This window comes from Lysobacter sp. M15 (assembly GCF_022662515.1).
Taxonomy (GTDB): Bacteria; Pseudomonadota; Gammaproteobacteria; order Xanthomonadales; family Xanthomonadaceae; genus JAKPBU01.
The window spans coordinates 25,125-48,461 of record NZ_JAKPBV010000012.1; the positions used below are offsets into that span (position 1 = coordinate 25,125).

The 23,337-nt window shown below is 64.9% G+C and carries 24 protein-coding genes; 7 read left to right on the forward strand and 17 right to left on the reverse strand.

Features of this window, described 5'->3' with window-relative positions:
• The first annotated feature begins 382 nt into the window (after positions 1–382).
• On the forward strand, positions 383–2,827 hold the full coding sequence (locus MC380_RS11685) for a glycoside hydrolase family 2 TIM barrel-domain containing protein (protein WP_242164930.1): 2,445 nt from the start codon (positions 383–385) through the stop codon (positions 2,825–2,827).
• A 227-nt stretch (positions 2,828–3,054) separates the two neighbouring features.
• Here the strand turns inward: MC380_RS11685 and MC380_RS11690 are convergent, their stop codons facing one another.
• The 4 genes from MC380_RS11690 to MC380_RS11705 all read right to left on the reverse strand — a co-directional run bounded on the left by MC380_RS11690 (position 3,055) and on the right by MC380_RS11705 (position 7,396).
• A complete protein-coding gene (locus MC380_RS11690) occupies positions 3,055–4,212 on the reverse strand; it encodes a Gfo/Idh/MocA family oxidoreductase (RefSeq protein ID WP_242164932.1) in 1,158 nt (385 codons plus the stop codon).
• Positions 4,209–5,261, reverse strand: coding sequence for a sugar phosphate isomerase/epimerase (locus MC380_RS11695; RefSeq protein ID WP_242164934.1), 1,053 nt, complete (start codon positions 5,259–5,261; stop codon positions 4,209–4,211). Before MC380_RS11695 ends, MC380_RS11690 begins: the two co-directional genes overlap by 4 nt.
• 133 nt (positions 5,262–5,394) lie before the next feature.
• Positions 5,395–6,579 carry an MFS transporter gene (locus MC380_RS11700; RefSeq protein WP_242101543.1) on the reverse strand — a complete coding sequence of 395 codons (1,185 nt, stop codon included), beginning with the start codon at positions 6,577–6,579 and terminating at the stop codon, positions 5,395–5,397.
• A 79-nt stretch (positions 6,580–6,658) separates the two neighbouring features.
• Positions 6,659–7,396: a DUF1080 domain-containing protein gene (locus tag MC380_RS11705; protein ID WP_242164936.1), complete on the reverse strand. Its 738-nt coding sequence runs from the start codon at positions 7,394–7,396 to the stop codon at positions 6,659–6,661.
• Between the two features lie 323 nt (positions 7,397–7,719).
• Between MC380_RS11705 and MC380_RS11710 the strand changes: the two genes are divergently transcribed.
• Complete coding sequence (locus tag MC380_RS11710; RefSeq protein ID WP_242102927.1) at positions 7,720–9,408, forward strand: GMC family oxidoreductase; 1,689 nt, start codon at positions 7,720–7,722, stop codon at positions 9,406–9,408.
• Complete coding sequence (locus tag MC380_RS11715) at positions 9,405–10,040, forward strand: gluconate 2-dehydrogenase subunit 3 family protein (protein ID WP_242101545.1); 636 nt, start codon at positions 9,405–9,407, stop codon at positions 10,038–10,040. Before MC380_RS11710 ends, MC380_RS11715 begins: the two co-directional genes overlap by 4 nt.
• A 352-nt stretch (positions 10,041–10,392) precedes the next feature.
• On the opposite strand, the gene MC380_RS11720 is transcribed toward MC380_RS11715, so the two are convergent.
• The 4 genes from MC380_RS11720 to MC380_RS11735 form a co-directional block, all read right to left on the reverse strand.
• Entirely contained in the window at positions 10,393–10,869 is a 477-nt protein-coding gene (locus tag MC380_RS11720; protein WP_242164938.1) for a heme-binding protein, read from the reverse strand.
• A gap of 320 nt (positions 10,870–11,189) precedes the next feature.
• On the reverse strand, positions 11,190–11,594 hold the full coding sequence (locus MC380_RS11725; RefSeq protein WP_242164940.1) for a hypothetical protein: 405 nt from the start codon (positions 11,592–11,594) through the stop codon (positions 11,190–11,192).
• Positions 11,595–11,925: 331 nt separating this feature from the next.
• The gene (locus tag MC380_RS11730) at positions 11,926–12,465 is read right to left on the reverse strand and encodes a dihydrofolate reductase family protein (RefSeq protein WP_242101548.1); all 540 of its coding nucleotides are present in this window, start codon (positions 12,463–12,465) and stop codon (positions 11,926–11,928) included.
• A 514-nt stretch (positions 12,466–12,979) separates the two neighbouring features.
• On the reverse strand, positions 12,980–13,258 hold the full coding sequence (locus MC380_RS11735; RefSeq protein ID WP_242101549.1) for a hypothetical protein: 279 nt from the start codon (positions 13,256–13,258) through the stop codon (positions 12,980–12,982).
• A gap of 207 nt (positions 13,259–13,465) precedes the next feature.
• Between MC380_RS11735 and MC380_RS11740 the strand changes: the two genes are divergently transcribed.
• Positions 13,466–13,729 (forward strand): DUF6522 family protein, encoded by a 264-nt coding sequence (locus MC380_RS11740; RefSeq protein WP_242101550.1) that lies wholly within the window; start codon positions 13,466–13,468, stop codon positions 13,727–13,729.
• 222 nt (positions 13,730–13,951) lie between these two features.
• On the opposite strand, the gene MC380_RS11745 is transcribed toward MC380_RS11740, so the two are convergent.
• Both MC380_RS11745 and MC380_RS11750 read right to left on the reverse strand, forming a co-directional pair.
• Positions 13,952–14,395, reverse strand: coding sequence for a hypothetical protein (locus tag MC380_RS11745; protein ID WP_242101551.1), 444 nt, complete (start codon positions 14,393–14,395; stop codon positions 13,952–13,954).
• Positions 14,396–14,560: 165 nt separating this feature from the next.
• The gene (locus tag MC380_RS11750) at positions 14,561–15,061 is read right to left on the reverse strand and encodes a hypothetical protein (protein WP_242164942.1); all 501 of its coding nucleotides are present in this window, start codon (positions 15,059–15,061) and stop codon (positions 14,561–14,563) included.
• A gap of 101 nt (positions 15,062–15,162) precedes the next feature.
• Here MC380_RS11750 and MC380_RS11755 point away from each other — a divergent pair, with 101 nt between their 5' ends.
• A complete protein-coding gene (locus MC380_RS11755; RefSeq protein WP_242164944.1) occupies positions 15,163–16,752 on the forward strand; it encodes a PLP-dependent aminotransferase family protein in 1,590 nt (529 codons plus the stop codon).
• 181 nt (positions 16,753–16,933) lie between these two features.
• Here the strand turns inward: MC380_RS11755 and MC380_RS11760 are convergent, their stop codons facing one another.
• The 6 genes from MC380_RS11760 to MC380_RS11785 all read right to left on the reverse strand — a co-directional run bounded on the left by MC380_RS11760 (position 16,934) and on the right by MC380_RS11785 (position 19,870).
• The gene (locus MC380_RS11760; protein WP_242164945.1) at positions 16,934–17,377 is read right to left on the reverse strand and encodes a hypothetical protein; all 444 of its coding nucleotides are present in this window, start codon (positions 17,375–17,377) and stop codon (positions 16,934–16,936) included.
• Positions 17,378–17,412: 35 nt separating this feature from the next.
• The gene (locus MC380_RS11765; protein WP_242164947.1) at positions 17,413–17,922 is read right to left on the reverse strand and encodes an HIT family protein; all 510 of its coding nucleotides are present in this window, start codon (positions 17,920–17,922) and stop codon (positions 17,413–17,415) included.
• Between the two features lie 122 nt (positions 17,923–18,044).
• Positions 18,045–18,539: a YciI family protein gene (locus tag MC380_RS11770; protein WP_242164950.1), complete on the reverse strand. Its 495-nt coding sequence runs from the start codon at positions 18,537–18,539 to the stop codon at positions 18,045–18,047.
• Positions 18,517–19,068, reverse strand: coding sequence for a hypothetical protein (locus MC380_RS11775; RefSeq protein ID WP_242164952.1), 552 nt, complete (start codon positions 19,066–19,068; stop codon positions 18,517–18,519). Before MC380_RS11775 ends, MC380_RS11770 begins: the two co-directional genes overlap by 23 nt.
• A 67-nt stretch (positions 19,069–19,135) precedes the next feature.
• Positions 19,136–19,531 (reverse strand): SseB family protein, encoded by a 396-nt coding sequence (locus MC380_RS11780; RefSeq protein WP_242164953.1) that lies wholly within the window; start codon positions 19,529–19,531, stop codon positions 19,136–19,138.
• Between the two features lie 66 nt (positions 19,532–19,597).
• A complete protein-coding gene (locus MC380_RS11785; RefSeq protein ID WP_242164955.1) occupies positions 19,598–19,870 on the reverse strand; it encodes a hypothetical protein in 273 nt (90 codons plus the stop codon).
• Between the two features lie 572 nt (positions 19,871–20,442).
• On the opposite strand from MC380_RS11785, the gene MC380_RS11790 reads away from it, so the two are divergent.
• Positions 20,443–21,237 carry an alpha/beta hydrolase gene (locus MC380_RS11790; RefSeq protein WP_242164957.1) on the forward strand — a complete coding sequence of 265 codons (795 nt, stop codon included), beginning with the start codon at positions 20,443–20,445 and terminating at the stop codon, positions 21,235–21,237.
• A gap of 170 nt (positions 21,238–21,407) precedes the next feature.
• Here the strand turns inward: MC380_RS11790 and MC380_RS11795 are convergent, their stop codons facing one another.
• Positions 21,408–21,890 carry a hypothetical protein gene (locus MC380_RS11795; protein ID WP_242164960.1) on the reverse strand — a complete coding sequence of 161 codons (483 nt, stop codon included), beginning with the start codon at positions 21,888–21,890 and terminating at the stop codon, positions 21,408–21,410.
• A 755-nt stretch (positions 21,891–22,645) separates the two neighbouring features.
• On the opposite strand from MC380_RS11795, the gene MC380_RS11800 reads away from it, so the two are divergent.
• Complete coding sequence (locus tag MC380_RS11800; protein ID WP_242164962.1) at positions 22,646–22,867, forward strand: hypothetical protein; 222 nt, start codon at positions 22,646–22,648, stop codon at positions 22,865–22,867.
• The last annotated feature ends 470 nt before the right edge of the window (positions 22,868–23,337 follow it).

The window sequence follows — 23,337 nt, forward strand, 5'->3', positions numbered from 1 at the left end:
CTGGGACACGAATCGATATAGGAACGCGGCGACCACCCTCGTCGCTGTCGCCGCCGGCGGGTTACGAGCAAATCCATCGGCTGGATGAGACATACATCCATATCCGAATGGATATCGACCGCGACGATATTGTTATTTTTGAAGCATCGACATGCCTTGTAGCATCACCCCCTCAAGCATCGCGGCGCGATCGGCGGCTCCGCTGCCTGCTTCCTTTTCCGAGGGATCACAGCGTCATCCATGACTGCACCCGAGCGCCGCTTCGACGCAGCCGGACGCAATTCAAAGCCATGCAGGGTTTTGGATGGAGCCTTGGTGTTCCGCATGGCGTGTTCGAGGCGCCAGGTCATCGGCCTTTGCAACATCTGACGGGAGAGCCGCCATGAAAACGATTCCGGCCACGAAACGACGCTTCGCGGCCGCGCTGCTCATGGCGCTCGCCGCATCGCCTGCCTGGGCGGAAGTCCGCAGCCTGTCGCAGGACTGGCGCTTCCACGCCGGGCACGCCGCAGGTGCGGAGCGGGCCGCGTTCGATGACAGTTCCTGGCATCGGGTGGTGGTGCCGCACGATTTCTCGATCATGGACAAGCCCGACGGCAGCCCACCATTCGACCGGGATGCCATCGCCGGCCAGGATTCGGGCTATCTGCCGGGCGGCGCCGGCTGGTACCGCCGGCACCTGGTGCTCATGCCGGGCGAGGCCGCCCGCGTCGTCCGGCTGAATTTCGAAGCCGTGTACATGGATGCCGACATCTGGGTGAACGGCGAACACCTGAAGAAGCACCGCTATGGTTACACCGCGTTCTCGGTCGATCTGACCGGCAGGATTCGTGCAGGCGACAACACCATCGTCGTGCGCATCGACCATGCCGATCCGTCTTCGCGCTGGTATGCCGGCTCGGGACTCATCCGGCCGGTCGCCCTGGAGCTGCTCGATCCGGTCCATATCGAGCCGGAAAGCGTCTTCGTCTCCACCCCGGTGGCGAGCGAAGACCGGGGCGTGGTCTCGGTGCGCGCCGCCATCGCCAACCGATCGGACAAGGCGCAGTCCGCCGAATGGGTGACCCGGGTGATTGCGGCCGGCGGCGAGACGGTCGCGGAAGGCCGGCAGACGCATACGGTGCCCGCCGGTGCGCGCGCGGAACAGTCGCAGGAACTCGCCGTGGCCCGGCCGCGCCTGTGGTCTCCGGATTCCCCCGATCTCTACACGCTGGTGCAGCAGATCCGCATCGACGGCGCGACCGTCGACGAGCGGCGCACCCGCTTCGGCATCCGCACGGTCTCCCTGGACGCCGCCAACGGCCTGCGCATCAACGGCCGGCAGGTGCTGCTGCGCGGCGGCAACATCCACCACGACAATTACATGATCGGCGCCGCGGGCGCGCCCGACGCGGACGCGCGCAAGGTCGCGCTGATGAAGACCGCCGGCTACAACGCCATCCGCAGCGCGCACAACCCGGCCAGCCAGGCCACGCTGGATGCGGCTGACGAGCTGGGCATGCTGGTCATCGACGAGGCCTTCGATGCGTGGAACAAGAGCAAGCGCGACAAGGATTACGCGCGCTACTTCAAGACCGACTGGGCACAGGCCATCGACAGCCTGGTCGTCAGCGGCCGCAACCATCCCAGCGTGCTGTTCTGGAGCATCGGCAACGAGATCCCCGAAGACGGCACGCCCGAGGGCGTCGAAACCGGCCGCAGGCTCGCCGAGCGCGTGCGCAGCCTCGACCCAACGCGGCCCGTCACCCAGGGCATCAACGCCGATCCGCCCAGGAGCACGCAACAGGCCGCGGTGCTGGACGTGGTCGGCTACAACTATCACGCCCACATCTTCGCCGAGGAGCACGAGCGGCTTCCCGAGCTGACCATGTACACCTCCGAATCCCTGCCGCAAGACCTGTTTGCCTACTGGCGCGCCGTCGAAACCAAGCCGTGGGTGATCGGCGACTTTGTCTGGACTGCGATGGACTACTTGGGCGAATCGGGTATCGGCTGGATGGGTTACAGCCAGGATTGGCAGAAGCTCGGCCCCTACCCCTGGCACCTGGCGTACTGCGGCGAGATCGATGCGACCGGGCGCATGCGCCCGGCGGCCTACTACCGCCAGGTCGTCTGGAAGACCGGCACCACTCCGATCTCCGCGTTCGTCCGCCAGCCCAAGGGCACAGAGGATCTGCCCGACCGCCACCTGTATCCGATCACGCCGCCGCATCTCGACTGGTCGCTGGACGACGTGCATCCCAGCTGGACCTGGCCGGGACAGGAAGGCCGGCGCCAGGAAGTGGTGGTGTATTCCGAATTGCCGGAAGTGGAACTGTTCCTCAACGCAAAGAGCCTGGGCCGCAAGCCGGTCGGCGTGGACAGCGAATACAAGGCCAGCTACCAGGTGCCCTACGCACCCGGACGCCTGCTCGCCGTGGGCTATCGCGACGGGCGCGAGGCCGCGCGCTGGGAACTGCGCACCGCGGGCGCGCCGGCCGTTGCCGATGTGTCGGTGGACCGCTCGCAGCTCAGCGCCAATGGCGAGGACCTGGCCTACATCGCCGTGGAACTGCACGACGCCGACGGCACCCCCATCTATGCCCGCAACGACGATCGACAGGTACGCGTACGCGTGAGCGGCGCGGGCGCCCTGGCCGGCATCGGCAACGGCAATCCGATCGACGTGTCCAGCTTCCAGTCCGGCGAACGCAAGACCTTCCACGGGCGTGTGGTCGCCGTGATCCGCGCCGGCACCCAGGCCGGCCCGATCGTGGTCGACATCGAAACCGAAGGCCTGCCTTCCCGCCAGCTGCGACTGAACGCGGTCGCGCCGCGGCCCTACTGAACGGATCGATTCCGGGCCGCGTTATCGCGCGTGCCCGCGCTGTTTCAAACCTCTACCTGGTGATATTCAGCGGGGGGAATACGGGCGATGACCTTGATCTCGAAGTCGAACCCCGCGAGCCAGTTGACGCCGATCGCCGTCCAATTCGGATAAGGCGCTTCGGGAAAGACTTCGCTTTTAGAGGATGACTGCCATCGATGCGCAGCAGCGCCGTTGCGGCTCCGCTGCTACGAGGCAACCGGCACCCAGGCGGCGCCTTGTCGCGCACTGGCCACCGCAGCTTCGATGAAAGCCATGCCGGCGACGCCGTCGTCGATGCCGGGGAAATCGGGATAGTCCGGCGGCGGTTCGCCGGCAACTTCCGCGGCGATCGCGCGGAACGCTTCGCGATACAAATTGGCGAAGGCTTCCAGGTAGCCTTCCGGATGCCCGGCCGGTATGCGCGTGGCGCCTTGTGCGGCCTCGCCGACATAGGCATTGCCGCGGCGCAGGATTTCGCGCGGGCGGTCCGGGTATTTGACGATCAGTTCGTTGGGATGCTCCTGGTGCCATTCGAGCGAAGCTTCGCTGCCGTACACGCGCAGGATAAGGTTGTTTTCTTCGCCCACCGCGATCTGCGAGCTGTGCAGCACGCCGCGCGCGCCGCCTTCGAAGCGCAGCAGCAGGTTGCCGTCATCCTCCAGGCGGCGGCCGGGCACGAAGGTGGTGAGTTCGGCGCACAGTTCGGTGATGCGCAGGCCGGTGACGTAGCGCGCGAGGTTCTCCGCGTGCACGCCGATGTCGCCCAGGCATCCGGCCGCGCCGCTGCGCGCAGGATCGGTGCGCCATGAGGCCTGCTTGTGGCCGCTGCTTTCGATGTCGCGCGCCAGCCAGCCTTGCGAATACTCCACCACCACCTTGCGCAGCGTGCCGAGCGCGCCACCCCGCACCAGCGCGCGCGCCTGCTTCACCATCGCATTGCCGGTGTAGTTGTGGGTCAGCACGAACACCTTGCCGGTGCGCGCGACCGTCTCCCGCAAGGCGCGCGCCTCGGCCAGCGTCAGCGTGACCGGCTTGTCGCAGACAACATTGAAGCCGTGCTCCAGGAACAGCGTCGCGGCCGGGAAATGCTGGTCGTTCGGGGTGACGATGACGACGAAGTCCAGCCGCTCGCTTGATGGAAGCGCCGCTTCGGCCACCGCCATGTCCTGATAGCTGTCATACGCACGTTCGGCGGCGACGAACAAATCGGCCGCCGAATCGCGCGAGCGCTGTGGATCGGACGAGAATGCGCCGGCGACGAGTTCGGCCTGCCCGTCCAGTTGCGCGGCGATGCGGTGCACGGCGCCGATGAACGCGCCACGGCCACCACCGATCATGCCGTAGCGCAGCTTGCGTCCGATCACGAAGCCATCCCTCCGCGCCCACGCTCGAAAGCCGCATCGAACGCCACTGCGCTCGGCGGGAAATCGAGCTGGCGCACGTACGCCGCCGCCTCCGCCGCGCCATGCACGCGATCCATGCGCGCGTCCTCCCATTCCACCGACAGCGGGCCGCGATAGCCGATGTCGTTCAACGCCACGATGATGTCCTGGAAGCGCACATCGCCACGCCCGACCGAGCGGAAGTCCCAGTTGCGGCGTGCGTCGCCGAAGTCGGTATGGCCGCCGAACACGCCCACGCTGCCGTCGCCGCGCCCCCACCAGACGTCCTTCATGTGGACGTGGTAGATGCGGTCGCCGAAGGTGCGCAGGAAGCGGATGTAGTCCACGCCCTGGTAGGCGAAATGCGAGGGATCGAAGTTGAAGCCGAAGCGCGGGTGGTGGTCGAGCGCTTCCAGAGCGCGCTGCGCGCTGGCGATGTCGAACGCGATCTCGGTGGGATGCACCTCCAGCGCGAAGTTCACGTCGACCGCATCGAAGGCATCGAGGATCGGCCGCCAGCGCCGCGCAAAGTCATCGAAGCCTTTCTGCAAATAGTCCTGCGAGGTCGGCGGGAAGGCATAGACCGCGTGCCAGATCGACGAGCCGGTGAAGCCGGTGACCACGGCCGGAAAATCGATCGCCGCAGCACCCGGCCGCGCATCGAAGAATGCGCGCGCGGCTTTGGCCGTGTCGATCATTCGTTTTGCGGCGCGCTGGCGCACGCCTTCCGGATCGCCGTCGCCCCAGACCCCCGGCGGCAGGATCGCGCGGTGGCGCTCGTCGATCAGGTCGCACACCGCCTGCCCGACCAGATGATTGGCGATCGCATGACAGACCAGCCCCTGCGACTGCAGCACGCTCCAACGCTCGTGCACGTAATCCGGTGATGACAGCGCGCGTTCGACGTCGAAGTGATCGCCCCAGCACGCCAGCTCCAGGCCGTCGTAGCCCATGGCCTTGGCTTGCGCTGCAAGTTCGTCGAGCGACAGGTCGGCCCATTGTCCGGTGAACAGCGTGACGGGACGTGGCATTGCGGACTCCTGTTATTGGTGCGGCAATTTGATGGTTTCACACAGGGGTATGGGAATGGGGAATGGGAACGAAAGATGCACCGTTCCCTATTCTCGCTCTCTCACTCCGCTCTTCCATTCCCGCTCCTTCTGCTCATGCACCGACGCGTTCGATGCGATAGCCGCCGCGCGCGCGGTCGACCAGATGGACGATGCCGAAGATCAATGCGATCGCGACCGGTAGCACCGCCCATACCGGCAACACATTCGCGGCGCCGTAGGTGTTGTTGATCCAGCCCATCACCGGGCCTGCGATCGCGGTCGAGAACGCGCCGGCGGCGCCGATCACCGCCAGCGCGAGCGCGCCCCCGCGCGGGAAGCGCTCGGAAGTCAGCCCGAGCATCGTCGGCCACCAGAATGCGGTGCCGATCGCGAGCAATGCCGCGGCGGCGAACGCCACCGGCGGCGTATCGGCGCGACCGAACAGCCACAGCCCTAGCGCCGCGATCGGTGCGGTCACCGCGATCAGCGTTACCGGCGAAAGTCTGTGCGCCAGGCCACCGCCGAACTGCCGCAGCGCGTACATGATGCCGTTGATCCACACCAGCAGCAGCACGCCGGCCTGCAGCGTGCTGTGCATGACCTCGTTGAAGATGTTGCTGACCCATTGCCCCGGGCCGAGTTCGGTGGCCGCGGTCAGCCACATGCAGACGAACACCACCAGGAACAGCGGGCGCTTGAGTTCGCCATACATCGCACCGGTCGACACGCCGGCCGCCTTGCGTTCGGTGTCCGGGAAACTTTGGGCGAAGAACATCACAGCGTAGATCGCCGCGGGCACCAGCATCAGCAGCATTTTGGCCTGCCAGCCGAGGCCGAGCTGGGTGAAGGCGAAGGCGAGCACGCCGCCGACCACGATGCCGCCCGGGAACCAGGCGTGCAGTTTGACCAACCGCGCGGTCTTGTCGTTCCGGTACAGCGTGGCGATGAGTGGATTGATGCCGGCCTCGACGAAGCCGTTGGCGATACCGATGACCACGGTGGCCGCGAACAGCATGGTGAAATCGGTGGCGAACACGGTGAGCAGGACGCCTGCGATATGTCCCACTGCCGCCAGTTTCAGCAGCCGTCCCATTCCCAGCAGATCGCACAGGGTGCCGCCGAACAGGATCGACAGTCCGAAACCCCAGAACGCGGCGCCGCTGATCCAGCCCAACTGGATCTTGTCGAGCCCGAATTCAAGTTCCAACTCGCCCATGATGTCGCCGCGGATGGCGAAGGACATCGCGGTGGCCAACAGGGCGATGCAACTGGCGACGAACAGGCGCTGCGGATTCATGTCGTTTCTCGCGGATGGGGACGAATACCGTCATCCCCGCCTTCGCGGGGACGACGGGCAAAGGCAGGGCATTCCAATTTCATGGCGACACCGGCCGCGCGATGTCGCGGATCCAGATGTTGCGAAACGCCACCGGATCGCCGTGATCCTGCAGCTGCAACGGCAGCTTTGCGGTGTGCTTCTCGTATTTTGGCTGGCCCTGGTAGACCGTCGATCCGCGCAAGGCCACGTCGTGCTGCACCAGCACGCCGTTGTGGAACACCGTCATGCGCGCCGGCGCCAGCACGCGGCCATCGGCGGCGAAGCGCGGCGCGAGGAACAGCACGTCGTAGCTTTGCCACTCGCCCGGCGGCCGGCTGGCGTTGACCAGCGGCGGGTACTGCTTGTACACGGAGGCCGCCTGGCCGTTGACGTAAGTCTTGTTGCGATACGAATCCAGCACCTGCAGCTCGTAGCGCTCCATCAGGAACACGCCGCTGTTGCTGGCACCCTGCCCTTCGCCCTTTGGCTTTGTCTGCGTGCGGAATTCCAGATGCAGTTGCACGTCGCCGAACGCCTCGCGCGTGCGGATGTCGCCGCTGCCCGGTGTCACCACCAGCGCGCCGTCGACCACTTTCCAGCCGATCGGGCCGCCGCCCTTGGCGTTTTCCCATGCGCCGGTATCGGTCCCCGCGAACAGCACCTTCGCATCGCTCGGCACGCCGCCGGCTGGTGCATCGACCTTCGGCGGCACCGGCTGCCACACCTCGGTCAGCGATGGTGACGGCAGCGCAGGGTCCTGGCCGGACGCGGTCGACAGCACGCATGCGAACACCACTGCGAAGCAAGCCTTGCTCGCCAGTCGCCACCGCTTGTTTGTCGAAGATTTCAGAACCATCCCGGTACCCCTTGCGCAGATGCGACGAGCGCAAGCGAGCCACGTTGGAGAAATGCACATCGGGTCAACATGGTATTCCCTAGCTGCTTCGAGACATATCCGATTGGAATATCTGTTTTGGAATCAGGTGCAACGATGTTGCATTGCGACAACGCATTCGCGTCGCCAACGTTTTCAGGTTTACATGATCGGATCGTTGCGATGTTACCGGCTTTTCGCGGTAGAGTTCCGTCGAACGAGCTCAGGGAAGCACACGCATGTCGATCGGCAACAATTCCTTTGACGCAATCGTGGTCGGCACCGGCGTCAGCGGTGGCTGGGCCGCGAAAGAACTGACCGAGAAGGGATTGAAAACCCTCGTGCTCGATCGCGGGCGCATGGTCAAGCATGGCGACTACCCCACCGCGCACGATCAGCTCTGGGAGCTGCCCTATGCCGGCCGGGCCACGCAGACGGATCTCGAGCAGCAGGCGGTCGCGGCGCGCACCGGTTACGCAATCACGCAAGGCACCAAGCACTGGTTCGTCAACGACGTCGATCACCCGTACATCGAGAAGCAACCTTTCGCCTGGGTGCGCGGCTATCACGTCGGCGGCCGCTCGATCATGTGGGGCAGGCAGTCTTACCGCTGGAGCCCGATGGACTTCGAGGCGAATGCGAAGGAAGGCATCGCCGTCGACTGGCCCATCCGCTACGAGGACATCGCGCCGTGGTACGACCACGTCGAGAGTTTCATCGGCGTCAGCGGTCAGGCGGAAGGTTACGAACAACTGCCGGACGGAAAATTCCTGCCGCCGATGGCGATGAATTGCGTCGAGCAGGACCTCAAGCAGGCGCTCGCCGACAAGATGGGGCGGGCGATGACAATCGGCAGGACCGCGAACCTCACCGCGCCGCTCACGCACAGTCACAGTCCCCAGCGCGGCACCTGCCAATATCGCAACCTGTGCAGCCGGGGTTGTCCGTTCGGTGCCTACTTCAGCAGCAACTCCAGCACGCTGCCCGCGGCGGAGAAGACCGGGAACATGACGCTGCGGCCCAATTCGATCGTCTACGAGCTCATCTATGACGAGAAGAAAGGCAGGGCCAGCGGCGTGCGCGTGCTCGATGCGGAAACCGGCGAGCAGATGGAGTTCCACGCCAAGGTGATCTTCCTGTGCGCGTCCACGTTCGGTTCCACGCACATCCTGATGAATTCCGTCTCCAGCAGGTTTCCCGACGGTTTCGGCAACGACAGCGGCGAGCTCGGCTGCAACATCATGGATCACCACCTCGGGGTCGGCGCCCATGCGATGGTCGATGGCTACGAGGACCGGTACTACAGCGGCAACCGGCCCAACGGCATCTACATTCCGCGCTTCGTCAATATCGGCAAGGACAAGCGCGACTACCTGCGCGGCTTCGGTTACCAGGGCAGCGCGTACCGGTCGGGATGGACCAGGCTGCTCAAGGACGACACGTTCGGCGCGGACCTGAAGGCCAAGGCCGCCGAGCCCGGGCCGTGGGGCATGGGGCTGGGCGGTTTCGGCGAAACCCTGCCGTATCACGACAATCGCGTCACGCTCGATCGCACGCGCAAGGACAAGCATGGCCTACCCGTGCTCGCCATCGATGCCGTGATGCGCGAGAACGAACTGAAGATGCGCAAGGACATGGCGGCCGAGGCGGCGACGATGCTGGAGGCCGCGGGATTCAAGGATGTCCGCAGCGGCGACGGCGGCGACGAGCTGGGGCTCGGTATCCACGAGATGGGCACCGCGCGCATGGGCCGCGACCCGGAAACGTCCGTGCTCAACGCCTGGAACCAGGTGCATGCCTGCAAGAACGTGTATGTCACCGATGGCTCGTGCATGACATCGGCGGCCTGCCAGAACCCGTCGCTCACGTACATGGCGTTGACCGCTCGCGCCGCGGATCACGCTGTCCAGGAACTGAAACGGATGAACCTATGAAGACCGACATCGACATGAACCGCCGCGAGGCGATACGGCGCGTTGCCTTGCTGATGGGAGGCGCCGTTTCGGCGCCGGCCATCCTGGGCGTGCTCGCTGGCTGCAAGGCCGAGCCGGATACGGGTGTGGCATGGAAGCCGGTGTTCCTCACCGCGGCGCAGGCTGCGGTGGTGGCGGAAGTCGCGGAGATCATGATTCCGCGCACCGACACGCCGGGCGCAACGGATGTCGGCATCGCGCCGTTCATCGACAAGATGATGAAGGACACCTATTCGAAGGATGAGCAGCAGCGCTTCGTCGCCGGGCTCGCGGATTTCGAGGCACGGGCGAAGCGCGAACGCGGGCGCGCCTTCCTCGAGCTGGAGCCTGCGCAACGCGCGGCGCAGGTGAAACAGGTGCATGACCCGGCCGTCGAAGCAGATCGGGAATCGACCGTTCCGCTCGAAAAGCGGCGTCGTCCTTTCATCCTTACGATGAAGGAACTCACCTTGCTCGGCTACTTCACCTCCGAACCCGGCGCCACGCAGGTGTTGCAGTACCGCCCTGTTCCCGGTGCGTATCAAGCGTGCATTCCGCTGGCGCAGGCGGGGAACGGCAAGACGTGGGCCACGGAGACGAGCTACCGGTTCTGATCCACCCATTGAAGCCCCTCTCCCATCGGGAGAGGGGTGGGGAGCAAGGTGGAACTGCTCAACCTTGCCGGCTGCATGGACAGCAGCGCGAGCAGTTACAAGCACTACGACGTCGCGTCCGAGCCAGAAAGCTGCGTGCACGCGAAAGGCTCGAAGCCCGCGATGTAACACCCGCAATGTTCACAGAGTGCTGACTCGCGGTGGCAATGCCGTGGGGGCAAGTTGCCGCACCGCTCGCGATGCCAGTCTTGGAATGCAGGCAACGGTATATCGCATCGGCATCGAACTGCGCGTTCAGTGGCGCGACGCAATGATCCGGTTGTTTCCGCCTCGCACAGACCTGCGTCGACAGCTAATCCGACTCCGGTTTCGGCGGCGAAACCAGCAGACCCGCCGCCTCCGCCGCCCGGGTTCCACATTCGGTATCGAACTCCGACGACGCACCGGAAACGCCAACCCCACCGATCGCCGTGCCGTCACGGGTAAAGAGCGGCACGCCGCCTTCCATGGTGGCGATCATCGGTGCGGCCGGCGTGTTCCATGTGGCGGTGTCGCGCGTCGAACTGCGGTAGACCGCCGCGGAACGTCCCTTCCACTGCGCCAAAGCAGCGGCAGCCGGCGAGGCGCCATGGTTGGAGAAGCTCACCAGATCGCCACCGTCGTCGAAAACCGCGACAGCGACCGCATGCCCGGCCTGTCCGGCGTTGGCCATGCAATGGTCGCGGATGGCGTCGGCTGTCTTGAAGTCGAGGAACGGCCGCATGGTCTGCGCCTGCGCTCCCGCGCTTGCCAACAAGATGACCATGGCAACCTGGCCGGCGAAAACCATGGACGTCATCCTGCTCTCCTGTTGTTGGTCCGGGTGATACCCGCTTTCGGCCAGGACCGGTCTCTCCAATGCCTGCAATCCGCAACACTCGAGACCCTGATCGATCAGGGTAAACAGAAATGGACCGCGCTGCACAAGATGATCGAGCAACACTTGAAGTGAAGGTGACTCTTGCGCATCGCACCTTCATGGATCGCCTGCGAATCCCAACGCGACGGCGCTGGCTATCCCCCGACGCTCAGCCGCCCTGTCGGGTGCAGGCGAGGAATGGCCGCGGCGTGATGCGGATCGACCTCCGAGCCACCCTTTGCTTCCAGGGCTCACTGCCGAGGGGTCGACTTCGACCGGTAGTCCGTGCCCTCCGGAGCCCAGAAAAGGGCGCCGGACTTTGAAATCTCCAGGTGGTCCGACAGGCCCCGCTCCCGAAGCTCGCGGCGCAGCCCTTCAATGCCGTCATGGGTCTCGATGATGTAACCCTCGGAGAGAACATCCCCGTAATGCTTCTGGGTGTTTTGACGGGCCAGTTCGACGATGTCCTCGGCCGTCCCGCCGATCGACCAGACGTGTACGTCCTCGTCAGTGGCGTAGGTCCTGATGCGCCATGCGCCGCTGTCCGTTGCCACAAATTGCACCGTGTCGAAGACCTCGTCGGTCGCAGCTTCTTCTGAGTTTTCGAGGTAGCTGCTTCGTACGGCGAGAAAGAAGATGACGAGGACGGTTTTCATGAATGCTATCGCCTGGCTTGGGCCGAGCCGCGATGCGGCTTCCGCGTATGGAAATAGTTGGGTGCTGGCTTACAGGCTCCGGATATCCTCGACGAGCTCAACGAAATCCGTGCCGGTGAACGAGTGACCGCGGCCATCGAACGTGCGGGCCACCGCGCCAGGGTCTTTCGCGACCCATTGCGCCAGGTGCGAGAACGGCACCCGATCGTCGTTCCGGCTTCACCAGGCGAACGATGCCGATCAGGGTCTTGCGGACGCTCCGGTACGGGGTTGCCTCCGCAGCCTTCCAAAGAGAAAGCTCCGCAACGCGGGGGGCCAATCTTCGACTGCGTCACCTGCGTCGGTAGATCAGCAAGACGACACCGGAGCTCATCGACGACGTGCTGACGAGCTCCAGGTTTGCCTTGACTCCGTCGGCAAACATACGCCGTCCTTCTCCGAGCACCAGCGGGTAGACCAGGATGTGGTATTCGTCAACGAGGTCGCGCTGGACCAACGCCTGCACGAGCGTGCGGCTTCCGTGCACGAGCAGGCTCCCGCCATGACGCTCCTTGAGCCGACGCAGCTCCGCATCCAGCTGGTTGCCGCCCGCAATGACGTGCGAGTTGTTCCAGTGAGCGCGTGGCAACGTGTTCGATACCACGTACTTGGGCGTCTCGTTCAACCGGTCCGCATAATGCCCGGAGCGCGAAGGCCAGGCCTCGGAGAAGATCTCATAGGTGCTGCGTCCCAGCAGCTGCGCGTCGGCGGTGCGCAACTCCTCGTCCTTGAAGCGCTCGATGTCATTGTTCCAGTACGGGATCGACCACTTTTCCGGCGCTTCGACGACGCCGTCCATGGTCGTGAAAGAGGTGACAACGATCTTGCTCATGGTCCAATCCGGTGGGGTTTATGACGGCGACGCTCAGGCAACGATGGACCGGCGCGCCAGATCACGGCGACGCACGGAGCCGGGGAACTCGCTACCCGATCTGCAACGCAAGCGCCGCCCCAACGCGGCTACGCCCGACAGGGCAAGCGCGTGGGGCTCATGGTGGTGCTGAAAGTCGCTGCATGAGGACAATCCTAGGTACCGGACCGCGTCGCAGACAACGCGAAATTTCCCGCTATCGATAAGGTGTGTTTATGTCAAAGCCACTGCCACCCTGCTCGCGAGCAGGTCTCGCGCGACGCGGTGTACCGCGCAACCGGGCGCGTGCGTTGAAGATCGCTCCTGGACCCGACCTGACATGGGCGTTCTGTGGGCAATCCCGATATTGCCGCCGCTCGTCCACAAGCTTCCGGACCAAACGAAGGCCCCGCGTTGCGGGGCCTTCTCTGCGTGGGATTGCATCAGGGGGAGTGTCCGCAATCACACGACAGGCGATGCGCCCGCGCGGTGGCGTCTAGACGACTTCCCTGGTCCCAAAAGGTGGAAGCTCGAGCGTGCCGTAACGGCTGAGGGTCTGGTCCATCAATGTCAGCGCCAGGTCTTCGGACACCTTGGCGAAGGCGTGCGCTTCGCACTGGGACAGCAGATGCGTCCGGATCTCCGCTGGAATGAGCTGGGAGGGCACCGTGCCTTCGAACTGCAGCGGGCCGTGCTGGTTCCCGGCTTCGGTGGGTTCCATGTCCGCGGGCACGATCAGCCAGCAGGCCGGGCTGGAATACAGGGAAATACGCATTGGGGCCAACCGGAAAAGGCAGCGAGCTGCACGGAGGCCCGAAGAAGCACGGTAAAGGGTGAAGATTCGCCGAGTGCGCTCCCACTGTGCGCCATCTGTCGTGATCTGCGCGTTAGATGCGCCTACCGTTGGTCGGAACGCGTCGTGCCGGGCCGTCTCCTGACCCAGGTCATGGCATCTCGCGCGCAGCCGTCGCACGCTTGCACCATGACCCCATCACCCACCATCCCGATCCGCCTGAGCGACGAGCCGCACGCAGCCTCCGTCGAGATCGACGGCACCCGCGTCGCCCGCGGCCTCGGCCTGGAGGAGGCCGCGTTCCGCCAGCTCATGGCCGAGCGCAAGATCGCCCTGCTCTGCGAGCGCGGCACCGGCGAGGACAGCGGCCTGTGGCGCGCCACCTTCTACTACGGCGAGCGCCGCCTGCGGCTGGTGGTCGATGCGCAGGGGAACGTGCTGACGCAGGGGTGAGCACACGGCATGCGCGCGCATGCAAGCCCCTTCCCCCGCGTTCGGGGAAGGTTGGCGTGATGGATTGCCACGCGCCCCTGTAGGAGCGCCGCTTCGGCGCGACCGGATTTTCCGGAGATGCGGTCGCGCCGAAGCGGCGCCCCTACACAAGCTTCCAGCCAAAAAAGAAGGCCCCGCACTGCGGGGCCTTCGCTGCGTGGACTGCGAACGGGATAGGCCGCATCAAGGCAGGCACACCTCGCCGGTGACCTTGGTGGTGATGACCCCGCCCTCGCGTGTTCCGCTGACGAAGAAATATCCGGTGGCGCCGGCGAACTCGCCGGTTCCCTCGACGATCTTCTGATGCGCGGTCACGGCCCCTGGCGGCACGATCCCGGCCTCGCGCATCAACAGGTTGCCGGTGGGCGTGCGATATTCGAACGGGCCCGCGTAGGGCGTGGCGTCCGGTGCGCCCGAGGGCGCCGTGCCGCCGCTGTTGGCGCGGAAATGGGTCGTCCCGCGCAGGCCATGATTGCCATCGACAATACCCAGGTAGCAATAGCTCAGCCCGGGATTGCAGCCCTCGGTGGAATACATCTCGACGAGGTCGGCGTGGATCGCCTTGCATTCATTGGCGTGCGCTGTGGATGCGGCAAGTGCAAGGCAGGCGAACAGCACGGTCTTCATGGCGAATCTCCTGTGATTGGCGGAACTGCGGGTGCCGGTGCACGCTAATCGCGCGACCCGTGCAACTGCAGCGCCAATCACAGCTCCGGGTGCGGAGCCACTCGCCTTGCCGCGAGAACATCCTTGCCGCCATGTGGGGCCACTGAGCCCGCGGCCGGCACGGGATCAGTTGCGGCGCGCCGCCCGCGCGAACACGGCGCAAGGAATGCCGACCAGTACGACATAGGCGGCGAAGCACGCGACCTGCCAGTCGAGCGGCTGAAGCGTGGCGAGCGGACGCGACCCAGTGAGCAAAGGCACCAGGACCACGAACATCAGCCCATACATGCAGGCGCCATACAGCGCCCCATAGCGCAGCGGTTGCTGCAGCAGCACCGGCAGGCGCCGCGCCGCAAGCGCATACCCGGCCGCCATCGCCGTCATCAGCGCATAGTGCAGCGCGGCGCCGACCAGCACGCTGGCCCAACCGCCGGCGAGCGCCGTCTCGCGTCCGAGGATCCAGCCCGCGATCACCTGCAGGATCCGGCTGGGCGACACGCCGTGGAAGATCCAGTAGAAGCTCGAGAACGCCAGCTCCAGCGTGCCGGCGCTCAACCCTGCCAGCAGCACCCAGGGCACGACGGATCGCGTGGTGTCCGCTGCAAGCGGCAGGTGCAAGGTTTTCATGCGCATCTCCCTCGTGGATTGGCTCCATCAGGCGCCGCGTGATTGGCTCTGGCAAGGTCCACTGCGCTGCCATGCAATGGGGCCAATCGAGGAGTGGACCCATGCATCTTCTACTGGACGGACGCGGCCCGCTGCATGCGCAGCTGACCCGGGCACTGAAGTCGACCCTGTTCACGGGGAGCGCGCGCACCGGCGAGCGGCTCCCGGCCACACGGTCGCTCGCGCGTGAGCTGGGCGTGTCGCGCAATACGGTACTCGCGGCGTACGAGCAGCTGCGCGCCGAGGGCCTGGTCGATGGTCGCGTCGGCTCCGGCAGCTACGTCGCCTCACCGCTGCAGGCGTCACGACCGGCCATCGCGAGCGGGGGCCCGGGATCTCCGGCGCAGTCGGCTTACGCGCGGCGCATGCGCGCCTTTCACGACAACGCCCGGCTGGCCAGCGCGATGGATCAGCAGGTCCGCCATCGCTTCCAGTACGGCATGCCGCTGACCAATCCGGCGCTGACCAACCTGTGGGCACGCGAGCTCTCGCGCGCAGCCCTGTACACCCGGCCCGCGTATCCGCCGGTGCAGGGCCTGCCTGCGCTGCGCGAGGCGGTGTGCGACTACCTCGCGCGCCGCCGCGGGGTGCAGGCGATGCCCGAGGATGTGCTGATCGTCGCCGGCACCCAGCAGGCGATCGCGTTGACCAGCCGCGTCCTGCTGGACGCCGGGGACTCGGTCGCGATCGAAGACCCGCAATATTTCGCCACGCGCCGGGTGCTGCAGATCCACGGCGCAACCCTGTGCGCGGTACCGGTGGACGGCGATGGCCTGGTCGTGGACGCCTTGCCCGTGCGCGCGCCGCGGCTGGTATGCGTCACGCCTTCCCACCAGTTTCCCAGCGGTGCGGTGATGTCGCTCCCGCGGCGACTGGACCTGCTCGACTATGCCCGGCGTCAATCGTGCTGGATCTTCGAGGACGACTACGACGGCGAATTCCGGTACAACGGCCAGCCGCTGGCGGCGCTGCGCTCCCTGGACGACACCGGCCGCGTGATCTACGTCGGCAGCTTCTCCAAGACGCTGTTCCCGGCGCTGCGGCTGGGCTATCTGGTCATGCCGCCCGGTTTGCGCCAGGACTTCATCGCGGCGAAATGGGCCGAAGACTTCGGCTCACCGGCGATCGAGCAGGCAGCCCTGGCTAACTTCATCGCCGGCGGCGGTTTCGAGCGTCATCTGCGCCGTTCGGCCAAGACCCTCGCCGAGCGGCGTGCCGTATTGATGCGGGGGCTGGAAGGCTGCAGCCGCGGCCGTCTGGAGATCGCCGATTCGAATGCCGGCATGCATGTCGCGGTGTGGCTGCGCGACAAATCGCGCGCCCAGGGCGAGGCGTTGATCGCCTACGCCCGCACCCAGGGACTGGGCCTGAATCCGATCGCCCCGTCCTACCTGATGCCGCCCGATCGGGCCGGACTGCTCATGGGCTTCGGCGCGATGTCGCCCAGCGAAATCGAGCAGGGCATCGAGGTCTTCGCGCGCTGCCTGGATCACGCCTACGGCGAACCCGAGCGTGCGCACCCTTCCGCGCAAGAAAACGGCCCCGCAGCGCAGGGACGTCCCGTGCATGGATCACGGGAATGGCATGAACGCACGATCGCGCAGCGGGCGGTGGCACAGCCGCGGCCCAGGCGGCGCGCGGCGGCCGGTTGAGCGTTTCGGGAGCAGCCAGGCCCGTAGGTCGGGGCTACGCCCCCGACGTCCAGGCCTCCGCCACACCAACGCCGGGGACGTAGCCCCGGCCTACCAATACATAGCGCTGGAACGTCGCCCGCGACCACTTCCTGCGTTGCCGCGCGCTGCGCCGTGCCCGACAGGTTGGGATGGGGACAGATCACGTGGAAGGATCTGCATGCTCTTGCGCATCGATTTCCGGAGCCACGCTCTTGAAACCCTTCGGGTGCAGGACAACCGAACCCAGTGTCTCGATGTCGGAGAGGCGCTGCGGAACATTGCGCTCAAATGTCATGAACCGTCCGTCGTGAAGGACTAGCGACGTTGTCCTGGCCCGCCCTCCCGACAGGTAGGTGATATTTGCCAGGCAATACTCATACCCTGGATATGGCAGCCGCGGTATCTCGTCTCCACGCTTGTAGTAGGCAGCGACCAGCCGGCCAGGCTTCTGCCTTTGTACTTTGCGGACCAACCTGAGCTGGCGTGCCAGGATGTCCCGTTCCTGGGCGGGCAAAGCATCCATCAGGAATGAGAGCAAACGCGTTTCCGCCTCGTTGAAGCCGCGAGTGCCGCCGAAAAGGAACTCCGAGATCTTCGCCAACATGTCATGCCTCTTGCAGGTCTGGCGCCTGAACCTGGCTACTCCGGCAGATTCGACCGAATCAGGTCCGCGGTTTCAGCAAGTTGCCTGGCAGAAACCTGAACCCGCTCCCGGCGCAGTGCATCGCCGCTGGGATCGTGTGGAGTCCCCCTTTTGCGTCCGGCGGCATCGAATGTTGCCAGTTGCGGCGGACCGATACCCCAATCGCTGCCCTTCTGCCGGGGCACGACATGGAAATGGAAGTGCGGAGTTTCCTGTCCACTAAAGACCCCGTTGTTCTGGAACGTAAGTATCCCGAGGGGTTTGTAAGTCCTGGCGAGCGCCTCTGCGATTCTCTTGGCCGAGACCATTATCTCCGCGCATTCCTGCTGGGAAAGGTCGAGCAGCGTCGCGACATGCCGGCGCGTGATGACGCAGCATTGGCCAACCTCGAACTGCCACGGATTGATCACGGTGAGCGTATGTTCGCTCTCGTCGATGACCTTCCACGTTTCTTCACGAGCTGCCACACACAGGTCGCACGGATCTCTTACGGGAAGTTCGAACATTTGCCCCTACCCTCTCCGACTAACTGGTTTGCCACAAGCAGACGAAGCTTGAATCAGGCCGAGCCGCGGAGCGGATCCGGCTTGAATGAATTGTCAGGCCTCACTTTTTGCCCGCGAACACTCTACTTCTTGAGATGCTTTTCCCACTGCACTGGCTCCCATGGGTGAAGCTCGTGCATAAAAATGCGCGCCTTGACTGCCGGATCATTGGCTACAATCTCTCTAGCCTCGGCCTCATCAGATACTTCCAGCACAACAGCACCGCCGGCATTGTCTGTGAGCGGGCTTGCCATTTTCATGAGGCCCTTGGCGTACAGAGACAGCATGTACTTGCCGTGATCACGGAGGGGCAGCTCAGAAACGGGCTTCCCTTGTGGCCAAGCAGGTCCTGGCCGATAGATGAGTAGGTATGTGGTCTTCGCGACATCAGCGGGTTCCGATGCGACGGCGACGGCTTGGGCGAGGATGCCTATTGCTGCTACAAAGGTGAGCAACGCTGATTTGATTTGCATAATCTCCACCAGGGAGGTGTGTGCGTGAGGCCTAACGCCTGAGTTGAACCATGCCACGAATGGCGTCGGCTTGGACGAATTGTCAGCCGCCAGCCGCGCGAGCATCGAACATGAACTTCGCGCCATCGATTAGCGGCATGTACTGCTCTTTGCTTGACAGGCGCAGATCGGCCCAGAATGTGATCTCGCGTGCGCCAGCTGGCATTTTGGCGAGCGGAGCGTACACGCCGAACTCGAAATTGTCGGGGTTTTCGGCGAGCACGAACTGCTGGGCCGAGCGGAGCCTGCTGGCGCCACTGGGACTGAGTGCGAGCGTATATGTGGATACGGCCATATCCCGCGAGAACAGCCCGGCAGAGCGGGTTTCACGTGCTGTCTGTAGCAGTGAAAGCGTCATCTCATGTCGCTGCGACCTGCCATTGGGCGCCTTGAGCGACAGGGTAAGCCGACTGGCGTCCATGTTGAGATGAAACCCGGCTGGGACCGAAACCCTCACTCGCACTTCGCCCGGGTCAATCTGCGTCAACGCTCGAGGCTTCAGGGACGAAAGCCTGATTGCCGTGGACAAGGGAATCGAAGCGCATCCGGGCAGCGCCAGTGCAGCAGCGACCAGGATGGTTGCAAGTAGGCGCATAACTTTTCCTGGCAGCCAACACCTGTATTAAGCAAAGCCGTGAAGCGGCTTCGGCTTGAACGATTTGTCAAGTTGCGGGTCTTGTGCTGCCAGCAACCGCTTGAACATCCGACGGCGACATTACGAATGAGTACTTGTAACCAGGATTGACCGCCAGACCAAATGGCGGGCGGGTAATGCTCAATGCCCAAAGAAAGTCCGTGAGTAGCACGTTGGAGTATGCGGGTTCATTCTTGACCCATGGACTCGCCTTCTCGACAGTGGTGAAGGTGGCCAGCACCGCGAACCCCGCGGGAGAGTTCAACGTGAGAGGCCGGAAATCTTTGGGAAGCGAGCCGTTCTCCAATCCTTTGTTCAAAGGGATCGCAATCCTGGATTGGCGTAGCGCCTCAATCAGACCAGCACGACCTTCAGGATTGTCCGTGACCGACTGGATCAGTTGTTCCAACTGGCTTGCGTCCATGCCTTCCTCCGCAACCTGGCGCCTAAATTAAGCCGACCCGCGAAACGGTTCGGCTTGAATGAATTGTCAGGCATCAAGCCGACACCAGAACGCCAGCGTGTACCTGCCAAGCTCGATTGACTCCCAATCTGCGGACTCGTGGATCGGCATGTCAAGGCTGATTGTCTTGAGGTCGACGTGAGCCGGAAAGTTGGCCAGCACAATGTTGGCCGCATCCGAGCCCAGCCTATGGGTGGCCTGGAACAAGGCGAAATTACTCACCAACTCCGCGGCGCCGATGCGGAGCTCACCGCGGTCGAGCAATTCGTCTCCGTCAAAGAACGCTAGATCGACGCGCATTGATCATTCTATTCACGGAGAACAGGGGCTCAGGGTAGCAAGACCAACAAAGGGACTCTGCCCTGCCTCTCTTCCTCCAGCTGCCACAAAGAGGCCCCGCAATGCGGGGCCTTTCGTGCATGGATCGCGGGAACGGGGTGAAGCGCGATCACGCAGCGGGCGGTGGGACGGGCGCGGGCTGGCGGCGCGCGGCGCCTGGTTGAAGCATTGCGAGAGCAGCCAGGCCCGCCCCTGTAGGAGCGCCACTTTGGCGCGACCGAAACCTCGGCCAGAAAAACGGTCGCGCCGAAGCGGCGCTCCTGCAAATGCCCGACAAGAAGGGCCCCGCAAAGCGCCGCCTTCACGGCATGACCAGCCCCTTCCCCGCTTGCGGCCTGTTGCGCCGGGCCGCACAGGTTGGGGCGGAGGCGGTCGGCAAGCGGGGAGCCCTGCGAGCGATCAACGCGCCCCATACGCACGATCAACTTTTCAGGACGATCCATAACCAATCGTCCAGCCATCCCCGGCACAGTGACCTCACCGGCCAGTTCGCCTCAACGCACGGCCACCACCCCCGACCCGAGGACACCACGATGAACCAGCTGATCCCTTCCCTCCTGGCCGCCGCCATGGCCACCACCCTCGGCGCCGAGGCGCAGGCCGCACAGCCCGCTGCCGATGCCGGTACTGATCCCGTGAAAAATATCGTGCTGGTGCACGGCGCCTTCGCCGACGGCAGCGGCTGGCGCGGGGTGTACGACGTGCTCACCGCGCGCGGCTACCGCGTGAGCATCGTCCAGAACCCGCTGACCTCGCTGGCCGACGACGTGGCCGCCACCCGCCGCGTGCTCGACCGCCAGGACGGCCCGGCGATCCTGGTCGGCCATTCCTGGGGCGGCACGGTGATCACCGAAGCGGGCGTGCACGACAAGGTCGCCGGCCTGGTCTATGTGTCCGCGCTCGCGCCCGACGCCGGCGAAACCACCGCGCAGCAGTACGCCGGCTTCGCCGCCACGCCGGAGTTCGTGATCGACGTGCACCCCGACGGCATCGGCTACCTCAACGGAGCCAAGTTCAAGGCCGGCTTCGCGCACGACGCCAGCGACGCAGACGCCGCCTTCCTGCGCGACTCGCAGGTGCCCATCACCATGGCCGAGTTCGAAACCCCGGTGAAGCACGCGGCCTGGCGCAGCAAGCCCAGCTGGGCGGTGATCGCCACCGAAGACAGGGCCTTCGACCAGGCGATGCTGGTGCACATGGCGCAGCGCATCGGCGCGCAGACCACCTACGTGAAGGCCAGCCATGCGCTGTACTTCACCCAACCCAAGGCAGTGGCGGATGTGATCGAGCAGGCGGCGAAAGGGGCGCAGGCCGCGCGGTCGAAGTAGCCCCCATGTAGGAGCGCCACTTTGGCGCGACCGGACCCTCGGCCAGAAAAACGGTCGCGCCGAAGCGGCGCTCCTACAAAAGCGTCTGCGATGCGCACACGCGGAACAAAAAAAGGCCCCGCATTGCGGGGCCTTTCCGTACATGACCGCGGGAACGGAGTGAAGCGCGATCACGCAGCGGGCGGTGGGACGGGTGCGGGCTGGGCACCGCGCGGCGTCCGGTTGAAGCGTTGTGCCAGCAGCTTGCGCAGGGCTTCCATGCCCTCGCCCTTGCCGGACACCTTGAGCACGGCATAGCCCTCCAGCGCGCCGTTCATCAGGTCGCTGCCCAGCGCGGTTTCGGCGCCGGACATGCGCTCGTGGATGCGGCTCACGCGCTGCAGGCGTGGGCGCAGCGCGTCGAGCGCGGCCAGGTCGCGCTGGAAACCTTCCAGGTCGAAGTTGCGCGGCAGCACGCCGGGGTTTTCGCCAAAGGCCACCGCGCTCTGGCGGACGAAGGCCTCGGACTTGGCGCCCATCTTGGTGAGCTGGCGCAGCTCGTCCGGGGCCAGGGCCACCAGCCCGGCGAGTTCGGCTTCCACCGCGGCCAGTGCGGTATCCAGACGGGCGACGCGCTCGGCGTTCAATTCCAGGTCGATCAGATTCTGTGACATCACGCTTGCTCCCTGTTCCTTGTGAGTGAGACCGGCCCATCCGGCCGGCAGGCGTATTGCAGCCCAGCCCGCGGCCCGGCGCCCTCGGGCAACCCCGCGGCGGCGCCTGGGAAAAGTCCGAAAGGCGGCTCGGAAAACTCCGAACCCGGGCCCGCCCGCCCCGGCCCCGGCCGGGAGCACCCGCGTCGAGCCCCGCTACGGGCAGCCCACCGCCCCCGGCGGCCCCTTCGCAAGCGAATTTGGTCCGGCCGCCACCGGAATTGGCTTGCGCGCAAGCCGATTTGGTCCAAGCGCAAGCCGATTTCGCTTGCGCGCAACCGGATTTGGCTTGCGCGCAAGGCACCGGCATATCAAGCGCAAGCCGATTTGGCTTGCGCGCAACCGGATTTCGCTTGCGCGCAAGGCACCGGCATATCAATCGCAAGCCGATTTCGTTTGCGCGCAACCGGATTTGGCTTGCGCGCAAGCCAAATTGGTCGAAAGGCCGGGCTCCGGGACTTGCGCGCAAGCGGGCAGGGCTTGCGGCGGCTTCCGTCGGGCCGGCGGACCGGCCCGCGGGATCCGTTGGCGAGTGTCGATGAAACACCGCCGCGGCCGGCGTCCCCGATCGTCGCCCGCTACGCGGCCCTGTTCAACGCGCGCGACTGGGATGGCGTGCGGGCCATGCTGGCCGACGATGTACGACTGGACCTGGTCGCGCGCTCGCAGGGGCGGGACGGCGCGAAGTCGAGGCGTATTTCACCAACTACGGGCGGTTGTTCGACTACTGGCACTTCGTGCCAGCATGGCTCGATGGCGGCGAAGTGCTGGCCGTCTACCGCAGCCCCACGGACCCGCGCCCCACCTACTTCGTCGAGTTGACGCACGCTGGCGGGCAGATCACGGGCATCCGTGATTTCCACTTCGTGCCCTACGTGGCCGCTGAGGCTTCGATCACGCCGAGCCACACCAACAAAGAAGGAGGTGGAGGGAATTAGTGCACACTAATTCCCTCCGCCCCCTTACTAGTCCTGGCTTCGTTCCAATGGAGCGGTGGCGGCATCATCCGGGTTAACTCCCCCGCTATAGGCCCGGACCGCAGTACACCGAAGCGGCGGTAATTGATGTTGTCGTCGGTTCTTTCGTATCGTGAAATGTGCCCACCTCACCGCGACGACGCTTGAGGACTAAGCGAGCTCGCTACCTGCGAACCGCCATTTTCACAGCAGGGACGCTTACCAATGCCAGATGAAGAGCTCGTCCTCTAATGACGCCAATTCTTGAGTTCACAAACCCCTCTCTAAACGATGGATGGAACATCACCGTCAGACTCGGACGGAAGTGGCTCCATGAGCCCTTGGCCCAACTCCGACTGCCCGACGGCTCGCTAAGTGCGCCGGTACGTCTACAAACTGAGATTAAAAAGATATCCGACTTGGTGGATCTCGACCTAGCACTGGAACACGAT

Excerpts from the sequence above, each read along its gene's own strand:
- MC380_RS11685 (WP_242164930.1), top strand. The coding sequence starts at position 383 with ATGAAAACGATTCCGGCCACGAAACGACGCTTCGCGGCCGCGCTGCTC.
- MC380_RS11695 (WP_242164934.1), bottom strand. The coding sequence starts at position 5,261 with ATGCCACGTCCCGTCACGCTGTTCACCGGACAATGGGCCGACCTGTCG.
- MC380_RS11700 (WP_242101543.1), bottom strand. The coding sequence starts at position 6,579 with ATGAATCCGCAGCGCCTGTTCGTCGCCAGTTGCATCGCCCTGTTGGCC.
- MC380_RS11715 (WP_242101545.1), top strand. The coding sequence starts at position 9,405 with ATGAAGACCGACATCGACATGAACCGCCGCGAGGCGATACGGCGCGTT.
- MC380_RS11720 (WP_242164938.1), bottom strand. The coding sequence starts at position 10,869 with ATGGTTTTCGCCGGCCAGGTTGCCATGGTCATCTTGTTGGCAAGCGCG.
- MC380_RS11725 (WP_242164940.1), bottom strand. The coding sequence starts at position 11,594 with ATGAAAACCGTCCTCGTCATCTTCTTTCTCGCCGTACGAAGCAGCTAC.
- MC380_RS11730 (WP_242101548.1), bottom strand. The coding sequence starts at position 12,465 with ATGAGCAAGATCGTTGTCACCTCTTTCACGACCATGGACGGCGTCGTC.
- MC380_RS11735 (WP_242101549.1), bottom strand. The coding sequence starts at position 13,258 with ATGCGTATTTCCCTGTATTCCAGCCCGGCCTGCTGGCTGATCGTGCCC.
- MC380_RS11740 (WP_242101550.1), top strand. The coding sequence starts at position 13,466 with ATGACCCCATCACCCACCATCCCGATCCGCCTGAGCGACGAGCCGCAC.
- MC380_RS11745 (WP_242101551.1), bottom strand. The coding sequence starts at position 14,395 with ATGAAGACCGTGCTGTTCGCCTGCCTTGCACTTGCCGCATCCACAGCG.
- MC380_RS11750 (WP_242164942.1), bottom strand. The coding sequence starts at position 15,061 with ATGAAAACCTTGCACCTGCCGCTTGCAGCGGACACCACGCGATCCGTC.
- MC380_RS11755 (WP_242164944.1), top strand. The coding sequence starts at position 15,163 with ATGCATCTTCTACTGGACGGACGCGGCCCGCTGCATGCGCAGCTGACC.
- MC380_RS11760 (WP_242164945.1), bottom strand. The coding sequence starts at position 17,377 with ATGTTGGCGAAGATCTCGGAGTTCCTTTTCGGCGGCACTCGCGGCTTC.
- MC380_RS11765 (WP_242164947.1), bottom strand. The coding sequence starts at position 17,922 with ATGTTCGAACTTCCCGTAAGAGATCCGTGCGACCTGTGTGTGGCAGCT.
- MC380_RS11770 (WP_242164950.1), bottom strand. The coding sequence starts at position 18,539 with ATGCTCGCGCGGCTGGCGGCTGACAATTCGTCCAAGCCGACGCCATTC.
- MC380_RS11775 (WP_242164952.1), bottom strand. The coding sequence starts at position 19,068 with ATGCGCCTACTTGCAACCATCCTGGTCGCTGCTGCACTGGCGCTGCCC.
- MC380_RS11780 (WP_242164953.1), bottom strand. The coding sequence starts at position 19,531 with ATGGACGCAAGCCAGTTGGAACAACTGATCCAGTCGGTCACGGACAAT.
- MC380_RS11785 (WP_242164955.1), bottom strand. The coding sequence starts at position 19,870 with ATGCGCGTCGATCTAGCGTTCTTTGACGGAGACGAATTGCTCGACCGC.
- MC380_RS11790 (WP_242164957.1), top strand. The coding sequence starts at position 20,443 with ATGAACCAGCTGATCCCTTCCCTCCTGGCCGCCGCCATGGCCACCACC.
- MC380_RS11795 (WP_242164960.1), bottom strand. The coding sequence starts at position 21,890 with ATGTCACAGAATCTGATCGACCTGGAATTGAACGCCGAGCGCGTCGCC.